A 20,284-nucleotide genomic window follows, 5' to 3' on the forward strand; every position below is an offset into this window, starting at 1 on the left:
ATGGCAACTCTCGAAATCCATCGTGTTCGGAAATCCTACGGCGCAGTTGACGTCCTGAAGGGGGTCAGCATTTCGATCACCGATGGCGACTTTCTTGTCCTGCTTGGGCCGTCGGGCTGTGGTAAATCCACCCTGCTCAACATGATCGCCGGGCTGGAAAGCATCACGTCGGGCGAAATCCGGATCGCGGACGAAGTCGTCAACGATCTGCCGCCGAAAGATCGCGACATCGCCATGGTGTTCCAGTCCTACGCGCTTTATCCGACCATGACGGTGCGTCAGAATATCGAATTCGGCATGAAAATCCGCGGTGTGCCGCCCACTGAACGTGCGAAGGCAACTCTAGCGGCAGCCGAGATGCTGCAGATGAGCCATTTGCTCGACCGCCGCCCAGGTCAGCTGTCGGGGGGCCAACGCCAGCGTGTGGCGATGGGCCGTGCTGTTGTTCGCCAGCCGAAGCTGTTTCTGTTCGATGAGCCGCTGTCCAATCTCGACGCCAAGCTGCGCGTCGACATGCGCACCGAGATCAAGCGATTGCATGCACGGCTTGGAACCACGACTGTCTATGTGACGCATGACCAGATCGAGGCGATGACCCTGGCGACCCGCGTCGCGGTCATGAAAGACGGTGTTGTGCAGCAACTGGCCGACCCACAGACGGTCTACGACAGGCCGGCAAATGTCTACGTCGCCAGGTTTGTCGGCTCGCCCTCGATGAGCCTGATACCGGGAAAGCTGGAGATCGACTCGGCGACTGCCGTTGCGGTTCTCGACGTCGTCAACATGGAGCCAGTGCGTATTTCCGGCATACCGATCACGAAGGAAAGCGCTGCAAAGTTCAACGGGCGCAAAGTCCTCGTCGGCATACGGCCTGAGCTGTTCAGTGTCTCTGCCGGCGAGCCGGGCAGGACACTCTCGGTCCATATCGATGTCGTCGAGCCAACCGGCCCAGATACGCTGGCGCTGTTCCAGATTGGTGGCGTGGAAGTCACCGCCCGCGTTCCTCCCAAGACGGTAGAGGCGCGCAAGACAGCCACCTTGTCGGTCGATACGAGCAAGATCGTTTTATTTGACGCCCAAACCGAAGAGCGGATCGACTGAGGGCCCGATGATGGAGCACGCCGCAGACATTGTCATCATCGGTTCCGGCATCGGCGGCAGCTCGCTTGCCTACAGCCTCGCCGACACCGGAAGACGCATCGTGATCCTGGAACGCGGGGAGCACCTCAGGGATACGCCAGAGGCGCGCGACGATATCGCCATCTTCCAGAATGGCTTCTACAGATCGAGCGAGGAATGGCTGGCGACGGACGGCGAGAGCTTCCTGCCTGGCAATTACTACTATGTCGGCGGCAATTCGAAGTTCTTCGGCGCAGTGATGTACCGCTACAGGCAGGAAGATTTCAATCCGCGGGATCACGTGGGCGGGCGCTCGCCTGGCTGGCCGATCTCCTACGCTGAACTTGAGCCGTGGTATGAGCGTGCGGAGATCCTGTTCGGGGTCCGCGGCGATGCCAGGCAAGACCCGACCGAGCCGCCGCGTAACCGACCATACAGTTATCCTCCCGTTCCCGACGAACCTGCAATCGCGACTGTTCGCCAGCGGCTGCGGCAGACCGGAATCCATCCGGCAAGCCTGCCGCTCGCCGTCGATATCGACGCATGGCTGCGGCGGGCAAAAACAGGCTGGGACGCTTTTCCGAATACCGGCAAAGGCAAGATCGATGCGGAGGTCGGCCCGCTCACCCAGGCGTTGGAGCATCCGAATGTCACGCTGCTCACCGGCGCCAATGTTCAGCGCGTGGTAACGGATGCTTCAGGACAGAGGGTTGTGGCTGCGGTTTTCATCAAGGATGGTGTCGAGCACAGCATAGGCGCCGATGTCTTCGCCGTGGCTGCCGGCGCTGTGCAAAGTGCGGCGCTGCTGCTTCGGTCGTCGAATTCGGTTTATCCGAACGGTCTTGGAAACAGTTCCGATCAGCTCGGCCGCAACTTCATGAACCACAACACGACGGCGATGCTGGCCATCGACCCTTTTCGTCGAAACACCGCCGTCTATCAGAAAACGCTTGGATTCAACGATTTCTACAACAAGGACCCGCTGGGCAGCTTTCCGTTGGGCAACGTACAATTGCTCGGTCACATCACCGGCAATATTCTCAAAGCCAACGCACCGTTGCTGCCGCGCTGGCTGGCCGGCCTCGTTGCGCGAAACTGCTACGGCTGGTTCCTGACCAGTGAGGATCTGCCCAATCCCGAAAGCCGTGTGACCATCCGCAACGGGCGCATCGTCATGAACTGGGTCCGCAGCAATATGGGTGCGCACGAGACATTAATCAGGCGGACGCGCGCAGTGATGCGTGAAGCCGGCTTCCCTGTTGTTCTCACCCGAACGTTCGGCCGCAAGACAACATCGCATCAGTGCGGCACGGCCAGGCTCGGCAACGACCCGAACACATCTGTCGTGTCGCCTGATTGTCGGTCGCACGACATCGCGAACCTCTATGTCACAGACGCGTCTGTGCTGCCGACGTCGGCGGCAGTAAATCCTGCGTTGACCATAGCGGCTCTGGCTCTGAAAGCCGGAGCGGCGATCAGGGCGATGTGAACCATGGCTAATTTTGGATCCGCTCGATGGGGAATTCTGCCGCGATCCGAGACAGTCGCAGGGAAGTGCGACTACATCGTCGTCGGTGGCGGCTCAACCGGTTGTGTCGTTGCTTCCCGACTGTCCGAAAATGCTGATGTCTCGGTCGTCCTGCTCGAAGAGGGGCCGAATGATATCAACCCGTACATACATATACCGGGGGCGTATTACAAAACTGCCCAAGGGCCTTTGCTGAAGCGAATCCCCTGGGAGCCGATGGCCGGGCAATCGCCCGATGCAACGCCTACAATGGTCCAGGCGAGCGTCTTGGGCGGCGGGAGCTCCGTCAATGCCATGATCTATATTCGCGGCGTTCCTTCAGACTATGCGCGTTGGGAAGAACTTGGCGCCAGCGGCTGGAACTATGGGGATGTGCTGCCGTATTTTCTTCGCTCGGAAGACAACAACAGGTTCTGCAACGAAGCGCATGCGGTTGGCGGCCCGCTGGGGGTCTCCGACATTGACAACATTCATCCGCTGACACGCGCTTGGCTCCAGGCATGCCAGCAGGCGGGTCTCCCTTATAACCACGATTTCAATTCCGGCGATCAGGCCGGATCTGGCCTTTACCAGATCACGGCCAGAAACGGTCTGCGCAGCAGTGCCGCTACTGCTTTCCTGAAGCCTGCCCGCCGTCGTCCGAACCTGCACGTGCGGACACGCGCACGCGTCAGCCGGATCATCGTCGAACAAGGCAGGGCGACCGGCGTCGAATATTTCGTGAACGGTCGCAGGTGGGTTCTCCACGCAGAGCGCGAGGTCATCTTGTCGGCAGGCGCAATCTCTTCGCCGAAACTGTTGATGTTGTCGGGCATCGGCCCGGCGGACGCACTGCGCAGACATGGGATCCAGGTGGCGATGGATCTACCAGGCGTAGGCCAGAATCTGCAGGACCATATTGAGATGTCGCTGGTCTACCAGCTCAACGGACCGCACAGCTACGACAAATACAAGAAGCTGCACTGGAAGGCCGCGGCAGCACTGAACTACCTTCTGTTTCGTGGCGGGCCGGCTTCATCGAATCTGATAGAAGGCGGCGCCTTCTGGTGGGGAAACAAGAATGAAACGGTGCCCGACGTCCAGTTCTTCATGGTGGTAGGTGCCGGTATCGAGGAAGGCGTCGATACTGTTCCGGGCGGCAATGGCTGCACCGTCAACCTTGGTCAGATAAGACCGCGCTCTCGCGGCGAAGTCACGCTTCAGAGTGCGAACCCTGCCGAAAATCCGCGAGTCGTGCCCCGATATTTCTCCGATCCTTACGATCTCGACGCGGTGACCGAAGGCACCATGGCTGCGCTCGACATCATGGAGAAGCCGGCGATCAGCCGCTATATCGCGGCGCGGCAAACGCCTGCGCCCACGATGAAGACCCGCTCGGACATCAGAAATTTCTGCCTTGAAACGGCCCATGCTGCGCTACACCCAGCCGGCACCTGCCGGATGGGCCAGGACGAAATGGCGGTTGTCGGCCCGGATCTTCGCGTCCGCGGGATTGACGGACTACGCGTGGCGGATGCCTCGGTCATGCCGACGCTAATCTCGGGAAATCCCAACGCCGTTTGCATCATGATAGGCGAGAGAGCGGCATCGTTTCTGTCAGAGGCGACTTGACTGTCCTTGTCATTGCTTGCCGGGAGGCACTTTTGCTTCACGCCGCGTCAAAAGGATTGGAACTTCGAACTGTCCCACATGGCACGGTGCCATTCGATACCGAAGTCGCCACCGCGGAGATTGGGGCAGGAGTAAGGGGACGGGCTGGTGAAGTCGAGGTTCATTAAAGATGAGAGGACAGCCGTCCACGCCGGCAATTACGGCGACGCCGGCGAGAAGGTAGTCAGGATCGACAGTGAAGGCCGGGGCCTTGCTGGCATCCTTAACAGGCCTTGCGGCATCGCAGCGCCGGCTGTCGTTCTGATGCTGCACGGATTCACGGGTCAGAAGAATGAATTCCAGCTCGCCAAAACGGGTATTGGACTGTTCGCCTATGCTGCTGCGAAGCTAGCCGAGCAAGGTATTGCAACGCTGCGAATCGACTTCAACGGTTCGGGCGACAGCGCTGGCAATTGGATCGACACGACGTTTTCGGGCCAGATTAACGACGCGATGCTGGCTTACGACTACCTACAGACGCTGCGCGACGTCGACGGTAGCCGTGTCGGCATTCTCGGCTACAGCCAGGGCGGTCTGGTCGCCTCACATGTTGCCGCGCTACGACCGCAGGCATCCGCGGTAGTACTGTGGGCGCCGGTGACGAACCCAATGTCGACTTTTTCAAACCTCGTTGGCGCCGAGGCCGTGGCCAGGGCCATCGCGGGAGAAGCCTCAGAGGAGATCAGAACCAAGCTTTCCTGGGGAGGCGAGACAACCCTGAAGGCGGCGTTTTACAAGGAACTGCCGCTGTTTGCTCCTGCCGTAGCAATCTCGAGATATCACGGTCCACTGCGGGTCGTCGTCGGCAGGCGCGAAATGATTGTGGCGCCGCAGCCGGCGGAGGGACGGTCGCTGCTGATCCATCACGGTGGGGTCAATGATCTCGTCGAGGTGGATTCCGGTCATGACTGGAATGCCGAAACCTCGCCGGACACCGTAGAGAATGTTCTCATTCCGAGCACTGTCGAGTGGTTCGGCAGATTTTTGAACGTCTGACCTGTGTTGGGACCTTTGCGAGCCAGGCCAGCTGAGCCGTCACCCATGCCCCCAGCGAGCGCACGGGACGATGTTTCTTGCGTCGTCTGGTTCGTACCGGAAAACCATAGGAGATAATCTTGCGCCTTGAAGATATGACGGTAGAGGGAGCGGCGCATGGCAGCGTCGCCGTTAGTGGCGGCACCGCGTCTTTTCGTTCTGACGGGAAGACGGACTGGTTTTTCTCACCCGCAGGCGCGGCACGCATGGCCAATGTGCCGCGGCTGGTGTGGGAAGCAGCTGAACCGGTATTTTCCCTGTCGGCCAAGGTGTCGGTTGATTTTGCATCCGCGTATGACGCTGGAGCGCTTTTCATCGAGGCCGATGAGGAAAATTGGGCGAAGGTCGCTTTCGAGTATTCCGCCGATCAACTGCCTACTATCGTCAGCGTCGTCACCCGTTCCACGTCGGACGATTCGGATGGTCCCAAATTTCCCGGAGCTTTCGTTTATCTTCGGATCTACTGCGACGGCAAAACGAGTGCCTTGCATTTCTCCGAAGACGGGAAGTTCTGGAAGTTTCTGCGCTGGTTCACGATCACCGGCCTGGATGAGCGGCCGATCAAGATCGGACTAGGGGTCCAGTCCCCCACTGGCACGGGCGTAACTGCGACATTCAGCGACGTGGAGCTGAATTTTGACGTCATCGCGGACCTGCGCAACGGGCAGTAATGCGAACCCGCCCAACCTCATACTCATCGGAAGCGGCAAGGAGCGATGACGGCTGGTGCGCAGGGTGTCTTTCCCTATCCCTAAACGATAAAACGCACCGCGCGCTGAATATCGAAGAAATCCGCAGCCTTAAAGCGCAGCGTGCGCGCCGCAACGTGCTCGACACCCGGATACCAGCTGGCACCATAGGCTTCGACCGGAGTGGTGTATTCGACGACCAGTTCGAAACTGTCGGCGAGCCGGGGGAGGCAAACTGACAGGTCGCGTGACAATGCCGCTTCAACGCCGTCGCGGATCGCCTTGACGGCGGCTCCGGGCGTCAGTGACGAGGTCGCAGGGCCAAATCCCTCGCTTGTCGCTACCGTACCGATGGCCGGCACCAGAACCTTGGCATCCGCGCACATGCCGGCGTCGCCGCTGAGGAATGCCGAGGGCACGCGATAGCGTGCCGCGCAGAGCGCGTTCAGCATATATTCCGAGGCGACCTCGCCATTGATCAGCAACCGCGATACCGTGCCGGTCAAGGTATGCGCCAACGGGTTGGTGTCGGTTCCCGCCTTGTTGTGGTAGCCGGTGTAAAGCGCTGCGGCGAAGCTGATATCGATGCCGAACATCATCATGTCAGGGTGGCCGCTCCAGCCGCGCACGATGCGGACATAGTCTGGCAGTTTCGACAGAATGAGGTTGCGCGCCGTGGAGTGCGCGTCCTTCACCACCACTTCGGTGGCGCCCGCCGCCCTGGCGCCCTCGCAGGCCGCGACCAATTCGTCGGTCATGTACTCGCGGAACTCGGCATAGTCGGGATTTCCCTTCTTGGCTTCGTCCCAGTTGGTGATGCCGGCGGTGCCTTCGATGTCGGCGCTGATGAATACCTTCATGATCTGTTCCTTCTCGGCAAGTGCCGCGTCGCCCGGAATGACGCCGCCGAGCGCGCCGAAAGCCTTGCTCAGGGTGCCCGCAAAATAGTTGCCTTCAGTCTCGAGGCAGGCATGTTCAAGCGACCCGCGCCTACTCTCGCCGATCGCGCCGACGCCTGGGAATCGTCGACGCATAAGAGCGCACCGTCATACGGCGCCATCGCTTTGGGGCAATCCGCAAGCGGCGCCAATGCGCCTGTCGAGGGAAAGACGCCGTCAACCACCAAAACGGGACGCTGCCCCGGTCCGACATCACGCGACAACGCTTCAGCCAGGTTGCCGGCATCGAGATGGCCGAAGCTGTGGGCTGGCTTGCCGAGCGTGGGGATGGCGTCGCGGGCGCTGTGGTGCGTGGCGGCATCGACGAACACCACATCGAAATCGTCGCGCAGCCCCTGCAGCAGCGTCATCGGGCCAGTGTAGCCCGATATCATGGAAACGACGTGCTCGACGCCGAACCATGTGCAAAGCCGCTCGCCCAGGTCGGTATAGGCCTGCATCTGCGCCAATGTTCCGGGACCCATGCCGAACTGCCGCGTGGCGGTGCAGGCGGCCTCGATGACCTCGGGGTGGCCATGCAAACAGAAGTAGCTGGTGCCGCAGAAATAATCGACCTCACGGCCGTTGATGCGCATGCGGGCACCCAGCGGCGATTCCATCATAATCGGCATTGCCATTGGCGTTCTTCCGTTCAGGCGGCCGGCGCGTGCCGGCGCTCGAGGAACATCGGGCCGACCCGGATGCCGCGCCGGCCGTGATCGTCGATGGCGTCGATTTCCAGGATCTCCTCCTCGTAGAGGAGGCCGTGCATGCGAAAGCGCCCGGCCTCCACCGGCTCGCAGCCGTGCGTGCAGAAATACTCGATCAGGCATTTCAGCTCGCCATGGCTGTAGCTCAGATAGGTGATGTTGAAGTCCGGGCCGTATTTGCCGAGGTGCGGCGCGATTTCGGCCGGCACCGCCTCAGCGGGCAGCGCGTCGATGCGCGACCAGTACACCCCTTTCCACACCAGTGCGCCGGGAGCGGGAAACGACAGGTTCATGTGCGGATATTCAGCGCCGTGTCCATAGATACGCCCGTCAATGGTGAAATCCGAACCGGCGACAGGGCGGATCTGCAACGGCACGCCTTCACCCATCAGAAAGAGCTTGCCGGCCTTGGCCTTGACCTCGACGACTTCGCCGGAGGTGTCGTGCCGGTAGTGGCCAGGCAGCGCCACAAGCTGGTCGGCGGCGACGGGCGGCAGGCTCTGCGGCCGCACCGGCAGTGTTCCCATACGGCGCTCGGCCAGCGCGATGCGCAGGCCCTCGACGCCGAGCCGTGCGCCTATCTGATTAGAGAAATCCAGCGTCGAGAAAATCAGCACGCCGACGCCGGCAGCGGGCAGCAGGATCATCTGGGACGAATAACCGTAGACGGCGCCGCCATGGCCGACCGACGTCCAGCCGTCGACGTCGCCGACGCCGAAGCACAGGCCATAGGTGTTCGCCACCCTTTCGCCGGAGGCGCGCTTGCCGATCGGCACCCACATCTCGCGTAGCGATCCGGGCGAGACGATTTGCCAGCCATCCGGCGCGAAGCCGCCGCGCAGCAGGCACTGGACATAGCGCGCCATGTCACTGGTGGTCGAATAGATGTTGCCGGCCGGTGGGCCGCCAAGGTCGAACACAGGCGCCGGGCTGTCGCCTTCCAGCGTCCACATGTCGGCAGGCGCGAGCCGCTCGGCAATGCCGGGCGCCAGGCCCGACGAGGTTTGGTCCATGCCAAGCGGCTTCAGGATGTTCTCACTGACGTATTCGGCATAGCTCTTGCGTGTCAGCGTCTCGATGACCCTCCCGGCCACGGCGATGCCGGCGTTGGAATAATGCATCTGGCCAAGGCTCGGATCCTGCTTCAGCGTCGAGGTGGCGAGTTCGGCAACGGTGTCGGCCAGCGGCGGCCGCGCCGCGTCGAGATAGTGGCCGCTCTTGGGCTCGCGCACCAGGCCGGCGGTGTGGCTCATCAGTTTGCGCAGGCTGATCTGCGCGCCGTGCGGCCCGCCTTCGCGCCCGGCAAATGGGTTCTGTGGCTTGAAGCCAGGCAGATATTCGGAGACATCGACATCGAGGTCGACCAGCCCCTTTTCGGCCAGCTGCATGATGGCGACGGCCGTGAAGGTCTTGGTGATCGAGCCGATGCGGAAACAGGTGTCGTCGCCCATGACGAAGCCGCGGTCATGGCGCTGGATATGGCCCGCCCTCATTAGCCCGTCGCGGTCGACAAGGCCATAGGAGATGGAGGGGATCGCCTTGTCCTCGACCTGCTGCCGGATCAGGTCCTCGAACAGCTCGATGGCAGCGGCGGAAAGTCTGCTCATTGTGGTCTCCTCGGAAAATCAAGCGGAAGCAGTTAGGGTCTTTCGCCGAATGCTCAGAAGAAGGTCTTCATCGCTTCGATCACCCTGTAGTCGCTGTCGACAAGGTAGATGATCTGCCACTTGTCGAATGTCGTGCATGGATGGGAAATGCCGAGCCCGACACGGTCGCCGACGGCAAGCGGTAGATCGGGCGGGAAGCGCATGTAAGCGTGCTGATCGTTGAGGTTGATCACTTCGCACCTTGGCGGCAAGTCCCGTGGATAGGCGCCCGCGCTCGACAGGAGCAGCGGCACGGGAAATCCCGAATCCGTGCCGCAGTCGCGCCGGCCGGCAGTCAGCAGGGCAAGCCCCGGCTCTGGAATCGACTGCACATAGGTCCAGATCTCAAGCGCCCGGCGCAGGCCGTCCTGCTCTCCGATCTTGGCTTGCAAGCGCTGATGGGCGATCCGATAGAACCCTGAATCGTGCGTGACGTAGCAGCCACTTCTGGTCACCACGCGGGCGGTGCAGTGCGCCAACCTGTCGATGACGATATCGTAATGCGAGGAGCCGCCGGCGGTGACCAGCGGCGCATCGCTCTCGAACAAACCATCATCCGCGCAAAGGCCAAAGAGCGCGGCGATTTCATCCATAAAAAGCGCGACCGCCTGCTCGGGCGACCCGTTTTCGGTCTGTATCAGACCTTCGAACGCCTCGATCCCGACAAGGCGAAGCTCCGGGGTGGCGCGTATCTGCCTGGCAAGGGCAAGGGCGATGTCATTGGTCCGGCAGCCGGTGCGGCCGCCAGGGTAGCCGCGTTCGAGAAGCAGTTGCAGCGGGCGGTCGAGGCGGTTGCGGCGCACTGCTTCGGCCGCCGCTTCGATGCCGACGGCGCTGTCGACGATCATCATGAAATCGAGGTCCGGCTCCTTGACCATCGCGGTGATCGCGTCGAGTTCCGATCGCCCGACCGCCTGATTGGCGAGGATGATCCGGTCCGCACCGAAATTGCGGCAGACGCGCATCTGCTGGACTGTCGCGACGGTTACGCCCCAAGCGCCATCGGCGATCTGGCGGGCAATGATCTGCGGGCACATCGTCGTCTTGACATGCGGTGCAATCAGCGCGCCGCGCTCGGATACGAAACGCTGCATCCAGCGCGAATTGTGGGCGAGCGCATCGGCACGGATAATTGCGGCGGGCAGTGGCAAGTCGCCGGCCAGGACATTCCAGCCCTGATTGGCGATATCGGCGATTCCGAGCCTTGCGCCGAACGGAATGCCTTTGATGCTGTCGTCCACAACAACCGACGCCAGCGCGTCAAGATTGAAGGCCATTGGCCGATCTCCCCCCAAAAACAGAGCTACGCAACGGAGACATGTGAGGCGCTGCCAAGGCCGGGGCGAGCCGGTGACACCGCATCGGGATCGAAGCCGGTTTCGAGAATTTCGTCGGCGACTGTCTTGCGGCGGGCCAGCGCCGCGGCCACCTTGGCCAGCGCCGGGGCGGTCTGGATGCCATAGCCGCCCTGACCTGCCAGCCAGAAGAAGTCCTCGCAACGCGGGTCGAAGCCAACCACCGGGCTACGATCAGCGGCGAAAGTGCGCAGGCCCGCCCAGCGGCGTGAAATCGAACGGACGGGCAGATCGGCCGCTTGCTGGATGCGGTCTATGGCGACGGCGACGTCAAACTCGTCGGCCTGTGCATCACAAGGTGCGCTTGGCGTTTCATCCGCCGGCGAAGCGAGAAGCCGCCCGGCCTCCGGTTTGAAATAGAACTCCTCGTCGACGTCAATCACAAGCGGCCAAGATGAACCGTCCACGCCATCAGGCAGGTCCAGCATCATGGCCGTGCGCCGCAGCGGTGTTAGTCCGGCTGTTGCAACACCGGCCATGGCTGCAATGGCGTCGGCCCATGCGCCAGCGGCATTGACGATCGTCCTTGCCTCGAATTGCCCGTTGTTCGTGGAGATCCGCCAGCCGTAAGGACCCCGATCTACATCCACGACTTCGGCGGAGACCGCGATGCGAGCACCCCGGCTGCGCGCCCCGCGCAGATAGCCTTCATGCAAGCCGTGAACGTCGATGTCCATCGACGTTTCATCGAGGAGGGCCTGTGCCACATAGTCGGCTCGCATGATCGGCACGCGCCTGCACACGGCGTCTGTATCGAGAGCCAGCGACGGCTTTTCGCCAGTCTGGGCGAATATCTCGACCATCCTGAACATGCTCTCTTCCTGATCGGCGCGTGCGATGAAAAGCACATTGCGCGGCGTCAGCAGGGGATGTTCAGCAAAGCCGGCCGGTGGCGTTTCATACAGACCGCGACTGGCTCGCGTCAGCGACCGGATGGTGGCGTTGCCATAGGTTTCCGAAAAGAGGGCGGCCGAGCGGCCAGTCGTGTGGTAGCCGCAATGGCCCTCACGCTCGAGAAGCAGAACGCTCGCTCCGTCGGCCAACTCATAGGCCGCAGAGGCGCCCGCCATGCCGCCGCCTACAACAACAAAATCGAACATCGTTCACTCCAAGCCGATTGATCTCATCAGAAACTTATTTTTCCGATTGATCAAGAAGTTTTCCGTATCGCGCAAAAAAATAGAATGTAATATCTTTGAGGGCCAGAAATGCGGGATACGGCAACGGAAATGATGGATCAGAAAGCCAGCCTGGGTGATTTCGTGCGGGAAATCCGCACCCGCAACCATTGGACGCTGTCGCAAGTCAGCGCGATGACCGGGCTCGCCATATCGACATTGTCCAAGGTTGAAAACAACCAGATGTCGTTGACCTACGACCGCATTGTCCAGTTGGCCGATGGGCTGAAGGTCGACATTGTCGAACTGTTCGGGACCCGAGCCACGGAAGCCACCCCGAGCCCACTGGGCCGCCGCACGATCAGCAGGGCAGGCGAGGGCAGGTCCATCAAGACCAAGAACTACGACTATCTCTATTTGTGCACCGACATCTCGAAAAAGTCGATCGTCCCGATGTTTGGCGTGGCGCACGCCCGCACGATGGAAGAGTTCGGCGCCTTCATCCGCCACGTCGGTGAAGAATATACCTATGTGGTCGAAGGCGAGCTCGAGCTCCACACCGAACACTATGAGCCGGTGACCTTGAAGGTCGGCGACTCCGTCTATTTCGACGCAACGATGGGCCATGCATACGTGACGGTCAGCGAGAAGCCGGCGTGCTTTGTCTGCGTTTGCTCCACGTCCGAGAAAGAACTGATCGACGCGATCGGCTCGTCCTCAATCGCTGAAAGTGCCATTTCGAAACTGGCGCCACGCGCCAATACCGATCAACTGGCGCGTACGATAAGAAAATAAGTTGCGCTTAGGAAAATCGCTGCCTAATCTGATCCTGCGGACAAATTGCCGGAACAGGCGTCGTTCGAGTCCGCCGAACCTCAGAGGGTAGATAGATGGTTTTCGCGCACTGGAAGAAGCTGGGCCTTGCCCTTTTAGTTACATCATCGCTTACGCAAACAGCATGGGCCGCGTCGGACGTGCTGGTTCTCAGCCGGGCGGAGGACGCGCCGACCGCGGACCCTGGCGTCGAGATCAGCAACAGCGGCTATACCTTCATCTATGCCGCCTATGAGCATCTGGTTGCCTACAAGGGCGCGACCACCGAGGTCGTTCCGGAGCTCGCGGAAAGCTGGTCCGTCGACGACACCAACACGGTCTGGACCTTCAAGCTGGCCCAGGGCCACAAATTCGATGACGGCACACCTGTCGACGCGGCAGCGGTCAAGTTCAGCTTCGACCGCGCAATGAAGCTCAAGGCCGGCCCTTCCGATGCCTTTCCCGTGCTGAAGGAAGTTCAGGTCGTCGATCCGGGCACCGTCAAGTTCATCCTGTCGTCGCAGTTCGCACCGTTCCTCTCGACTATGGCCGTCTCCGGCGCGGCCATCATCAATCCGAAAGTGATGGAGCATGAAAAAGATGGCGACATGGCCAAGGCATGGCTGGCGGAGCACACGGCCGGCAGTGGCGCCTACAAGATCACCAGCTGGGAACGCAACCAGAGCGTCGTCCTCGATCGCAACGAGCATTACGCTGGGTCAACTCCGGCCTTGAAGCAGATCGTGGTGCGCACCGTCGGTGAAATCTCGGCGCGCCGCCTGCAGCTCGTCAACGGCGATGCCGACATCATCGAACAGGTCCCGGTCGACCAGGCGGCCGCGCTCAAAGGCGATCCCAACATCGTTGTCGAGAGCAATCCAAGCCTCTACGTCAACTACGTCTATATGAACAACAAACGCCCACCGCTCGACGATGCGCGCGTGCGCCAGGCGATCTCCTATGCCGTGGACTACAAGGGCATCGTCGACGGCATCATGCAGGGCCAGGCCGAGCAGATGCGTGGCGCTGTTCCGGACGGCATGTGGGCGCACGACCCCAACGGTTTCCAGTACAGCTACGACGTCGAAAAAGCCAAGGCACTGTTGAAAGAAGCCGGCAAATCCGACATCCATCTGACCTACACATTCTCGCAGGCAGACACGGCCTGGGAACCGGTCGGCCTCGCCTTGCAGGCAAATCTCGCCGACATTGGCATCAAGCTCGATCTGCAGGCTGTTGCCGACACCACAAAACGCGAAATGGCGGCAAGCGGCAATTACGACCTGGCGCCTGGCGCATGGACGCCCGATTTCGCCGACCCCTACATGTTCATGAACTACTGGTTCGATCCGGACCGGATGGGCGGCCCAGGTAACCGCGCCTTCTACAACAATCCCAAGGTTGCCGGCCTTGTTCGCGAGGCCGCTAGCATCATCGACCAGCCGAAGCGCGAGCAGCTCTACCTCGAGGCACAGAAGCTGTCGACGCAAGACGCACCCTATCTCTACTTGATGCAGAAGAACGACATCTTCGCGCGACGGGCCGTGGTCAAGGGCTACGTCTACAACCCGATGCTCATCCAGGTCTACAACTTCGCCACCATGTCGAAGTCGGAATGAGCGCGCGCGACGGAGCGCCGATGGCGCTCCCGTTCGTCGCCCATATGGACCCTGACCTTTTCGGCATCCCTGCCTCGCAGAGTGCTGCCCACCAGATGCCTTCCGGACGATCCCCGGAAGCGTCGTGCTGTGCAATCTCGATGATGGCTTGAACACGGGAAGCGCCGAACAATGTCTGACGGTCGGGGAGGCGGGACGCCTTTCCGGCCGCCCTGTTTCATAGGCAAAAGAAGCCCGCAGCGCCGCGAGGACCGACCTCAAATGACGATCATGCGCATTATCATTCCCCGCTTCGTGATGCTGTTCTTCGTCGTCTTCGGCGTCGCGGTCATCACCTTCATCATTTCCCACCTGATCCCCGGCGATCCCGCCCGGATGATCGCCGGTGACAGGGCAAGCGCCGAAACGCTGATGAGTGTGCGGCGCGATCTCGGGCTCGATCGGCCAGTATGGGATCAATTCGCTATCTACGTCAGCAACTTGCTTCATGGCGACCTCGGTACCTCGCTGCGGACGCGCCGCTCGGTTGCCGGCGACATTGCCACCTTCCTGCCGGCAACGATGGAGCTCGGCGCCATCTCGCTGATCCTGTCGATCGTGATCGGCATTCCACTCGGCGTGGCCTCCGCCATCTACAAGGACGGACCAATCGATCAGGTGGCTCGCACCATCTCGGTCTGCGGTATCTCGATGCCGGTGTTCTGGTTCGCACTGGTGCTGGTGCTGCTGTTCTACGCCAAGCTGCACATTCTGCCCGGGAGCGGTCGCATCGACATGGGCATTGCGTTGCCAACGCGCATCACCGGCTTCTTCCTGATCGATTCCCTGCTCGAAGGCCGCATGGACGCTTTCTGGAGCAGCGTGCGGCATCTCATCCTGCCTTCCGCCGTGCTAGCCTTTGCCAATCTCGGCGTCATCACGCGCCAGATCCGGGCTTCGATGCTGGACGTCCTTCAGGAGGACTACATCCGAACGGCTCGCGCCAGTGGCCTGCGACGCCGGGTCATCATCTTCAACCATGCCTTGCGCAACGCATTGATCCCGTCGATCACGCTGCTTGGCCTGGCGCTCGGCGACCTTCTCTACGGCGCGGTGCTGACCGAGACCGTGTTCGCATGGCCGGGCATGGGCACCTATGTCGTGACCTCGATCCAGACTCTCGATTTCCCGGCGATCATGGGGTTCACCGTGGTTGCATCGATCGGCTACGTCCTCATCAACCTGATCGTCGACATCGCCTACATGTTCGCCGATCCGCAGATCAGGGAGATCGGGTGATGAGCGTCGCATCTTCGACAACACAAAGTGTCGCCGCCGCCGCTGGCTGGAAGTCGCGATTACATTTTTTCTGGTATCTGACCCGCCGCAGCCCACTGACGCTGGTTGGGGCGGTGATCATCTTGATGGTCATCGTGATGATCGTCGCCGCGCCGCTGATTGCACCCTACAATCCCGACAAGCTGATGCTGTCCGCGCGTCTGCAGCCACCGAGCGCGCTTCACTGGTTCGGTACCGACGAAGTCGGTCGCGACCTGTTTTCACGCATCATCTACGGGTCGCGTGCCTCATGCGTCGCGGCGTTCATGATCGTCCTGATATCGGTGAGCATCGGCGTGATCATTGGCTGCATGTCTGCCATACTGGGTGGTCGCATCGATACGGCGATCATGCGACTGATGGATGTCATCATGGCGCTGCCGGCGCTGGTTCTGGCGATGGCGCTCGCGGCGGCACTCGGCCCGAGCCTGGTCAACTCGATGCTGGCCGTGGCGATGGTGCGCATACCGGCCTATGTGCGGCTGGCTCGCGGGCAGACGCTGTCCTTGAGGGAACGGGTCTTCGTCAAGGCGGCGCGCACCTTCGGCGCCTCGCCACTCTACATCCTGCGCTGGCATGTCCTGCCCAATGCGATGTCGCCGATCATCGTGCAGGCAACGCTTGACCTTGGCGGCATTGTGCTGATTGCCGCGGCGTTGAGCTTCATCGGACTTGGCGCACAGCCGCCGACGTCTGAATGGGGGGCGCTGGTCAGCACGGGGCGCAACTATATCCTCGACCAATGGTGGTACTGCACCTTCCCCGGCCTTGCCATCCTGATCACCGCGATGGGCTGCAACCTGCTTGGCGACGGCATTCGCGACATGCTCGATCCACGGCTGGGGGGACGATGATGGTGGCGGCATCCGAAATCCTGAGGCCAACCGGGCAAAAACCCGCGGCCCTGACTATCGACGGCCTGTCGCTGGAATTTCCCACCTACGCCGGCGCGATCAAGGCGCTCGACGACGTGACGATCGAAATCGGGGCGTCCGAGATCGTTGGCCTGGTCGGCGAGTCGGGATGCGGCAAGTCGGTGACCACGATGGCGGCGACAAGGCTCCTGCCGGAGGGCCGCTACCGCGTCACCGCGGGCAGTATCCGCCTGTTTGGCCGCGATCCGTTCGCGATGGATGAAACCGAACTCCAGGACGTTCGCGGCAAGCTGGTCTCGACCATCTTCCAGGAGCCGATGAACGCGCTCAATCCGACCATCCGGATTGGCCGTCAACTTGTCGGCGTCATCCAGCGCCACGAAGCGGTCAGTGAGGCCGAAGCCGAGCGCACGGCGCGCGGCATTCTCAAGGACATGCTGATCGCGGAACCCGAGCGGATCATGCGGGCCTATCCGTTCGAACTGTCGGGCGGCATGCGCCAACGCGTGCTCATCGCCATGGCCTTCTCGTGCAACCCCGGCTTGATCATCGCCGACGAGCCGACCACGGCTCTGGATGTGACGGTGCAGGCCGTCATCCTTCGCCTGATCCTCGATCGCGCCAAGCGAACCGGCACCTCGGTTGTCTTCATTTCGCACAACATTGCTGTTGTCTCACAGCTCTGCGACCGGCTGTACGTCATGTATGCGGGCCGCATCGTCGAGTCCGGCCCGACGCGGGCCGTGCTGGAAGCGCCACAGCACCCCTACACTCAAGCGCTACTGCGCTGTCTGCCGGAGCGGGTGGAGCCGAAAGCGGAACTGGAGGCCATCCCCGGCACCGTGCCCAATCTGCTTGATCCGCCGCCGGGCTGTTTCTACCGGCCACGCTGTCCGGAAGCCAACGATCAATGTTTCGCAAAGCCTCCTTCGATGGCGCCTGCTCCCGATCATATCGTCGCCTGCTGGCGGCGCGAGACATTCCAACCATCGATCAAGGCGCGCGAGGCCACGCAATGACGACCGCGCCTCTTCTCAGCGTCGAAGACCTTACCGTCAATTTTCCGATTCCCGGCGGCTGGTTCGGCCGGGCCACCTCCCATGTCCATGCCGTCAACAAGGTGGACCTGACGATCCGCCCGGGGGAAAGCCTAGGCATCGTCGGCGAGTCCGGGTGTGGTAAAAGCACGCTCGTCCAAGCGATTATCGGCCTTGTCGAGCGCAGCTCGGGCAAGGTGGTGATCGACAGCCAGGATTTTCACGAAGCGCGTGGCAGGCGCAAACGTGAAATCCGCCAGCAGATGCAGATCGTGTTCCAGGATCCACAATCCTCGCTCAATCCACGCCTGCCGGTCTGGCGCCTGATCACCGAGCCGCTGCATGTGCGCGGGGGAATGTCAAAAGCCGCGCTGCGGGCGCGCGCCGCCGAACTCGCTGCTTCCGTCGGCCTGCGGCCGGAGCACCTGGATCGACGGCCGCATGAATTCTCCGGCGGCCAGCGGCAGCGCATCGCGGTTGCGCGGGCGATCAGCACTGATCCGGATCTGTTGATCCTCGACGAGCCGACGTCCGCGCTCGACGTGTCCGTGCAGGCGCAGATCATCAACCTGCTGCTGAAACTTCAGCGTGAGCTCGGCCTTGCCTATCTGATGATCTCGCACGACGTTTCGCTGGTGCGCCACTTCTGCGACCGCGTGGCGGTGATGTATCTCGGCCAGATTGTCGAGGCCGGACCGGCGGTGCAGGTGCTCGATTCTCCGGCGCACCCCTATACCAGAACCTTGCTGGCCACGGTTCCGAGCCTCAAGCACCCGCTGCCCGAGCTTGCCGCGACCCGTGTCGGCGAGCTTCCCAACAACCGGATCTTGCCAACCGGCTGCTACTATCGCGACCGCTGCTCGTTCGCCGCCGCAGGCTGCGACAGCCTGCAGCCTCTCGTCGAATTCGGCGATCGTGCCGGAACCGTCAGCATGTCACCGCCGGACAAGGCGGCATGGCCGCGCTCGGTACGATGTCACCGCGCGCAGGCGGGTGATATCTGAAAGCGGATGGTGGGCGGGCGCGGAGGGCGGTCGACCTACCCGGTTCGCGCGCCGCGAAACGCTGAAGCCTGGCGTTGATTATAGCGCCAATTCCGCGAATGGCTCCGCCACCTTCGGCCAGTATGGCTGCCGCAGCTTGGTGTATGCCAGATCGCGGAAATTGGGCTGCAGCGCTCCGGGCGCGGCCACATAGAGAATGTCCTTGGCGATCGGCTCGAAACCGGCCCGGAAATGATTGCTCGACTTGACGACCACGATCTTGCGAGTGGCGGGATCAAGGCCAAGCGCGGTCATGCATTCGGGATGGAAGGTTTGCGTGCGCACGCTGTTGATCACCAGATCGATGCCGTCGGCGCTGACCCAGGCGGCGTCGCCGATCGGCAGCGGCACCGCGCCAAAGCGCTGGGTGATGCCGGAAGCGATGCGGCGCACGGTGACGTTGAGGTCGAGCGGCTCGCCGGATGCCGCCCCGATCTTGCCGCCGATCCGAAGCGGCAGCGTCGCGCCTTCGCCGGCGGCCCGGCAAAGCCGCACCGCAATGGGATCCCAGTACAGGCAGCTGGCGACGCCGCGTATGCCGCGCTCGATCACCCGGCGAACGATGAAGGTGGAGTCGCCCGGAGCGCCGCCGCCTGCATTGTCCGATACGTCAGCCAGCACGACCGGGCCGCCGTCGGTCGCCATCGCGCGATCAAGCGCGTCGTCGATGGTGAGATGATGGGGTTCGAGCGCATTGCGCAGCGCGAAAATCTCGCGGCCAAAGGCCGACGCGACTTGGTGCGCCTTGCCTGCGTCGCGATCGGCGACGACCAGCATCTTGGCGCCGACATCGGCGACATCGCCCCAGGGGAAACCGTGGCCGAACGACACCGACAGGATGCCGTCGCGGCCTTGGCTCGCCTTCATGCGGTCGACCAGCCCGCGCAAGGGTTGTTGATGGGGCCTGAAAGTGCCGATCATGCGGCAATCGAACAGCGCCATCACCGGGCGGATCTCTCCGGCCAGCACCTTGACCATCAGCTCGAACAGATGGCCGGCGCGCTCCTCGATGTCGGTGTGGGGATATTCCATATAGGCCACGATGATGGTGGCGCTTTCCATCATGCGCCGCGTCAAATGGCAGTGCAGATCGAGCTCCGCGCCAATGGGGATATCGGGTCCGACCAGCGCACGGACATGGGCCAGCAGATCGCCTTCGACATCGTCGTAACCCTCGGCAACGCAAGCGCCGTGCAAGGCGAGAAGCACGGCGTCCACCGGCATGGCAGCTTTGAGGTCGCGCAGGATTTCGCTACGGAAATCTTCGTAGACGGAGCGTGTCGTCGTGCCGCCGGGCTCCGCCACTGCGCATAGGCTCTCGACAACAGTCCAGCCGCGCTCGCGAGCGGCATTATACCAGACAAAGAGTTGTGAAGAGCAGCAATTCAGCGGCTTCGTCGTGGCGTCGCCATGCGCAATCTGGCCCTCTACAAAGGCGTCATGGCCGGTGCGTATCGGAGAAAACGTGTTGGTTTCGGTGTCCAATCCAGCAATGAACAACTTCACGAAACCACCTCTGGCGCCGACATGAAACAACTTTTATGATCAATATAAAAGTGTTTATGTTCGGAAAGTCAATTGCCGACAGACCTTGAAAATATGGGCATCGTAAAGTCGTCGACGAACGGGCACTGAGGTCGCCGTGAAGTTGGGTTTCAGGTGGCCGCGACCCTGGAGATTTGGCGCCACGTCGCCATGGCGGTGCATCGCAGATCGCGGTGCTCGGACGATGAGAGGTTGTGGCGGGGAAAGTTGAACAGATTGGAGTTGTCCGTCCGCGCTCGGCCCCTTT

General features: G+C 61.8%; 17 protein-coding genes. 11 read left to right on the forward strand and 6 right to left on the reverse strand.

The features are described from left to right. From ugpC to FJV83_RS08580, 5 genes are all read left to right on the forward strand, one after another. Nucleotides 1-1,101 (forward strand): sn-glycerol-3-phosphate ABC transporter ATP-binding protein UgpC, encoded by a 1,101-nt coding sequence (ugpC, locus tag FJV83_RS08560; protein WP_095773691.1) that lies wholly within the window; start codon nucleotides 1-3, stop codon nucleotides 1,099-1,101. A gap of 10 nt (nucleotides 1,102-1,111) precedes the next feature. After that, entirely contained in the window at nucleotides 1,112-2,608 is a 1,497-nt protein-coding gene (locus FJV83_RS08565) for a GMC family oxidoreductase (RefSeq protein ID WP_142886071.1), read from the forward strand. A 3-nt stretch (nucleotides 2,609-2,611) separates the two neighbouring features. Continuing rightward, on the forward strand, nucleotides 2,612-4,258 hold the full coding sequence (locus FJV83_RS08570) for a GMC family oxidoreductase (protein WP_246691824.1): 1,647 nt from the start codon (nucleotides 2,612-2,614) through the stop codon (nucleotides 4,256-4,258). Nucleotides 4,259-4,405: 147 nt separating this feature from the next. Continuing rightward, complete coding sequence (locus FJV83_RS08575; RefSeq protein WP_142885966.1) at nucleotides 4,406-5,293, forward strand: alpha/beta hydrolase; 888 nt, start codon at nucleotides 4,406-4,408, stop codon at nucleotides 5,291-5,293. 119 nt (nucleotides 5,294-5,412) lie between these two features. Then, nucleotides 5,413-6,003, forward strand: coding sequence for a DUF1349 domain-containing protein (locus tag FJV83_RS08580; protein ID WP_246691825.1), 591 nt, complete (start codon nucleotides 5,413-5,415; stop codon nucleotides 6,001-6,003). A gap of 80 nt (nucleotides 6,004-6,083) precedes the next feature. On the opposite strand, the gene FJV83_RS08585 is transcribed toward FJV83_RS08580, so the two are convergent. The 5 genes from FJV83_RS08585 to FJV83_RS08605 all read right to left on the reverse strand — a co-directional run bounded on the left by FJV83_RS08585 (nucleotide 6,084) and on the right by FJV83_RS08605 (nucleotide 11,770). Then, nucleotides 6,084-6,881: a M55 family metallopeptidase gene (locus tag FJV83_RS08585; protein WP_142886068.1), complete on the reverse strand. Its 798-nt coding sequence runs from the start codon at nucleotides 6,879-6,881 to the stop codon at nucleotides 6,084-6,086. 68 nt (nucleotides 6,882-6,949) lie between these two features. Then, nucleotides 6,950-7,555, reverse strand: coding sequence for a pyridoxal phosphate-dependent aminotransferase family protein (locus FJV83_RS08590; protein ID WP_185973383.1), 606 nt, complete (start codon nucleotides 7,553-7,555; stop codon nucleotides 6,950-6,952). 56 nt (nucleotides 7,556-7,611) lie between these two features. Continuing rightward, a complete protein-coding gene (locus tag FJV83_RS08595; protein WP_142885965.1) occupies nucleotides 7,612-9,276 on the reverse strand; it encodes a serine hydrolase domain-containing protein in 1,665 nt (554 codons plus the stop codon). A 53-nt stretch (nucleotides 9,277-9,329) separates the two neighbouring features. Then, nucleotides 9,330-10,592, reverse strand: coding sequence for an amino acid deaminase (locus tag FJV83_RS08600; RefSeq protein WP_142885964.1), 1,263 nt, complete (start codon nucleotides 10,590-10,592; stop codon nucleotides 9,330-9,332). Nucleotides 10,593-10,618: 26 nt separating this feature from the next. Further along, the gene (locus FJV83_RS08605) at nucleotides 10,619-11,770 is read right to left on the reverse strand and encodes an FAD-binding oxidoreductase (protein WP_142885963.1); all 1,152 of its coding nucleotides are present in this window, start codon (nucleotides 11,768-11,770) and stop codon (nucleotides 10,619-10,621) included. A 129-nt stretch (nucleotides 11,771-11,899) separates the two neighbouring features. Here FJV83_RS08605 and FJV83_RS08610 point away from each other — a divergent pair, with 129 nt between their 5' ends. The 6 genes from FJV83_RS08610 (at nucleotide 11,900) to FJV83_RS08635 (ending at nucleotide 18,453) form a co-directional block, all read left to right on the forward strand. Then, on the forward strand, nucleotides 11,900-12,583 hold the full coding sequence (locus FJV83_RS08610) for an XRE family transcriptional regulator (RefSeq protein ID WP_095773697.1): 684 nt from the start codon (nucleotides 11,900-11,902) through the stop codon (nucleotides 12,581-12,583). A 95-nt stretch (nucleotides 12,584-12,678) separates the two neighbouring features. Then, nucleotides 12,679-14,220 carry an ABC transporter substrate-binding protein gene (locus tag FJV83_RS08615; RefSeq protein WP_010914230.1) on the forward strand — a complete coding sequence of 514 codons (1,542 nt, stop codon included), beginning with the start codon at nucleotides 12,679-12,681 and terminating at the stop codon, nucleotides 14,218-14,220. A 261-nt stretch (nucleotides 14,221-14,481) separates the two neighbouring features. Next, complete coding sequence (locus tag FJV83_RS08620; protein WP_032928857.1) at nucleotides 14,482-15,498, forward strand: ABC transporter permease; 1,017 nt, start codon at nucleotides 14,482-14,484, stop codon at nucleotides 15,496-15,498. Then, entirely contained in the window at nucleotides 15,498-16,391 is an 894-nt protein-coding gene (gene ddpC, locus FJV83_RS08625) for a D,D-dipeptide ABC transporter permease (RefSeq protein ID WP_010914232.1), read from the forward strand. The genes FJV83_RS08620 and ddpC overlap by 1 nt, the downstream gene beginning before the upstream one ends. Continuing rightward, on the forward strand, nucleotides 16,388-17,431 hold the full coding sequence (locus tag FJV83_RS08630) for an ABC transporter ATP-binding protein (protein ID WP_246691826.1): 1,044 nt from the start codon (nucleotides 16,388-16,390) through the stop codon (nucleotides 17,429-17,431). The genes ddpC and FJV83_RS08630 overlap by 4 nt, the downstream gene beginning before the upstream one ends. Next, on the forward strand, nucleotides 17,428-18,453 hold the full coding sequence (locus FJV83_RS08635) for an ABC transporter ATP-binding protein (protein WP_142885962.1): 1,026 nt from the start codon (nucleotides 17,428-17,430) through the stop codon (nucleotides 18,451-18,453). The genes FJV83_RS08630 and FJV83_RS08635 overlap by 4 nt, the downstream gene beginning before the upstream one ends. 78 nt (nucleotides 18,454-18,531) lie before the next feature. Here FJV83_RS08635 and FJV83_RS08640 read toward each other — a convergent pair whose 3' ends face one another. Continuing rightward, complete coding sequence (locus tag FJV83_RS08640; protein ID WP_095773741.1) at nucleotides 18,532-19,998, reverse strand: M81 family metallopeptidase; 1,467 nt, start codon at nucleotides 19,996-19,998, stop codon at nucleotides 18,532-18,534. Nucleotides 19,999-20,284: the final 286 nt, after the last annotated feature.

Source organism: Mesorhizobium sp. WSM4307 (assembly GCF_007003945.1).
Taxonomy (GTDB): domain Bacteria; phylum Pseudomonadota; class Alphaproteobacteria; order Rhizobiales; family Rhizobiaceae; genus Mesorhizobium.

Coding starts and splice junctions, on each gene's coding strand:
- FJV83_RS08565 (WP_142886071.1), top strand. CDS start 1,112: ATGGAGCACGCCGCAGACATTGTCATCATCGGTTCCGGCATCGGCGGC.
- FJV83_RS08630 (WP_246691826.1), top strand. CDS start 16,388: ATGATGGTGGCGGCATCCGAAATCCTGAGGCCAACCGGGCAAAAACCC.
- FJV83_RS08600 (WP_142885964.1), bottom strand. CDS start 10,592: ATGGCCTTCAATCTTGACGCGCTGGCGTCGGTTGTTGTGGACGACAGC.
- FJV83_RS08590 (WP_185973383.1), bottom strand. CDS start 7,555: ATGCGCATCAACGGCCGTGAGGTCGATTATTTCTGCGGCACCAGCTAC.
- FJV83_RS08610 (WP_095773697.1), top strand. CDS start 11,900: ATGATGGATCAGAAAGCCAGCCTGGGTGATTTCGTGCGGGAAATCCGC.
- FJV83_RS08595 (WP_142885965.1), bottom strand. CDS start 9,276: ATGAGCAGACTTTCCGCCGCTGCCATCGAGCTGTTCGAGGACCTGATC.
- FJV83_RS08620 (WP_032928857.1), top strand. CDS start 14,482: ATGACGATCATGCGCATTATCATTCCCCGCTTCGTGATGCTGTTCTTC.
- FJV83_RS08615 (WP_010914230.1), top strand. CDS start 12,679: ATGGTTTTCGCGCACTGGAAGAAGCTGGGCCTTGCCCTTTTAGTTACA.
- FJV83_RS08570 (WP_246691824.1), top strand. CDS start 2,612: ATGGCTAATTTTGGATCCGCTCGATGGGGAATTCTGCCGCGATCCGAG.
- FJV83_RS08635 (WP_142885962.1), top strand. CDS start 17,428: ATGACGACCGCGCCTCTTCTCAGCGTCGAAGACCTTACCGTCAATTTT.
- ugpC (WP_095773691.1), top strand. CDS start 1: ATGGCAACTCTCGAAATCCATCGTGTTCGGAAATCCTACGGCGCAGTT.
- ddpC (WP_010914232.1), top strand. CDS start 15,498: ATGAGCGTCGCATCTTCGACAACACAAAGTGTCGCCGCCGCCGCTGGC.
- FJV83_RS08585 (WP_142886068.1), bottom strand. CDS start 6,881: ATGAAGGTATTCATCAGCGCCGACATCGAAGGCACCGCCGGCATCACC.
- FJV83_RS08605 (WP_142885963.1), bottom strand. CDS start 11,770: ATGTTCGATTTTGTTGTTGTAGGCGGCGGCATGGCGGGCGCCTCTGCG.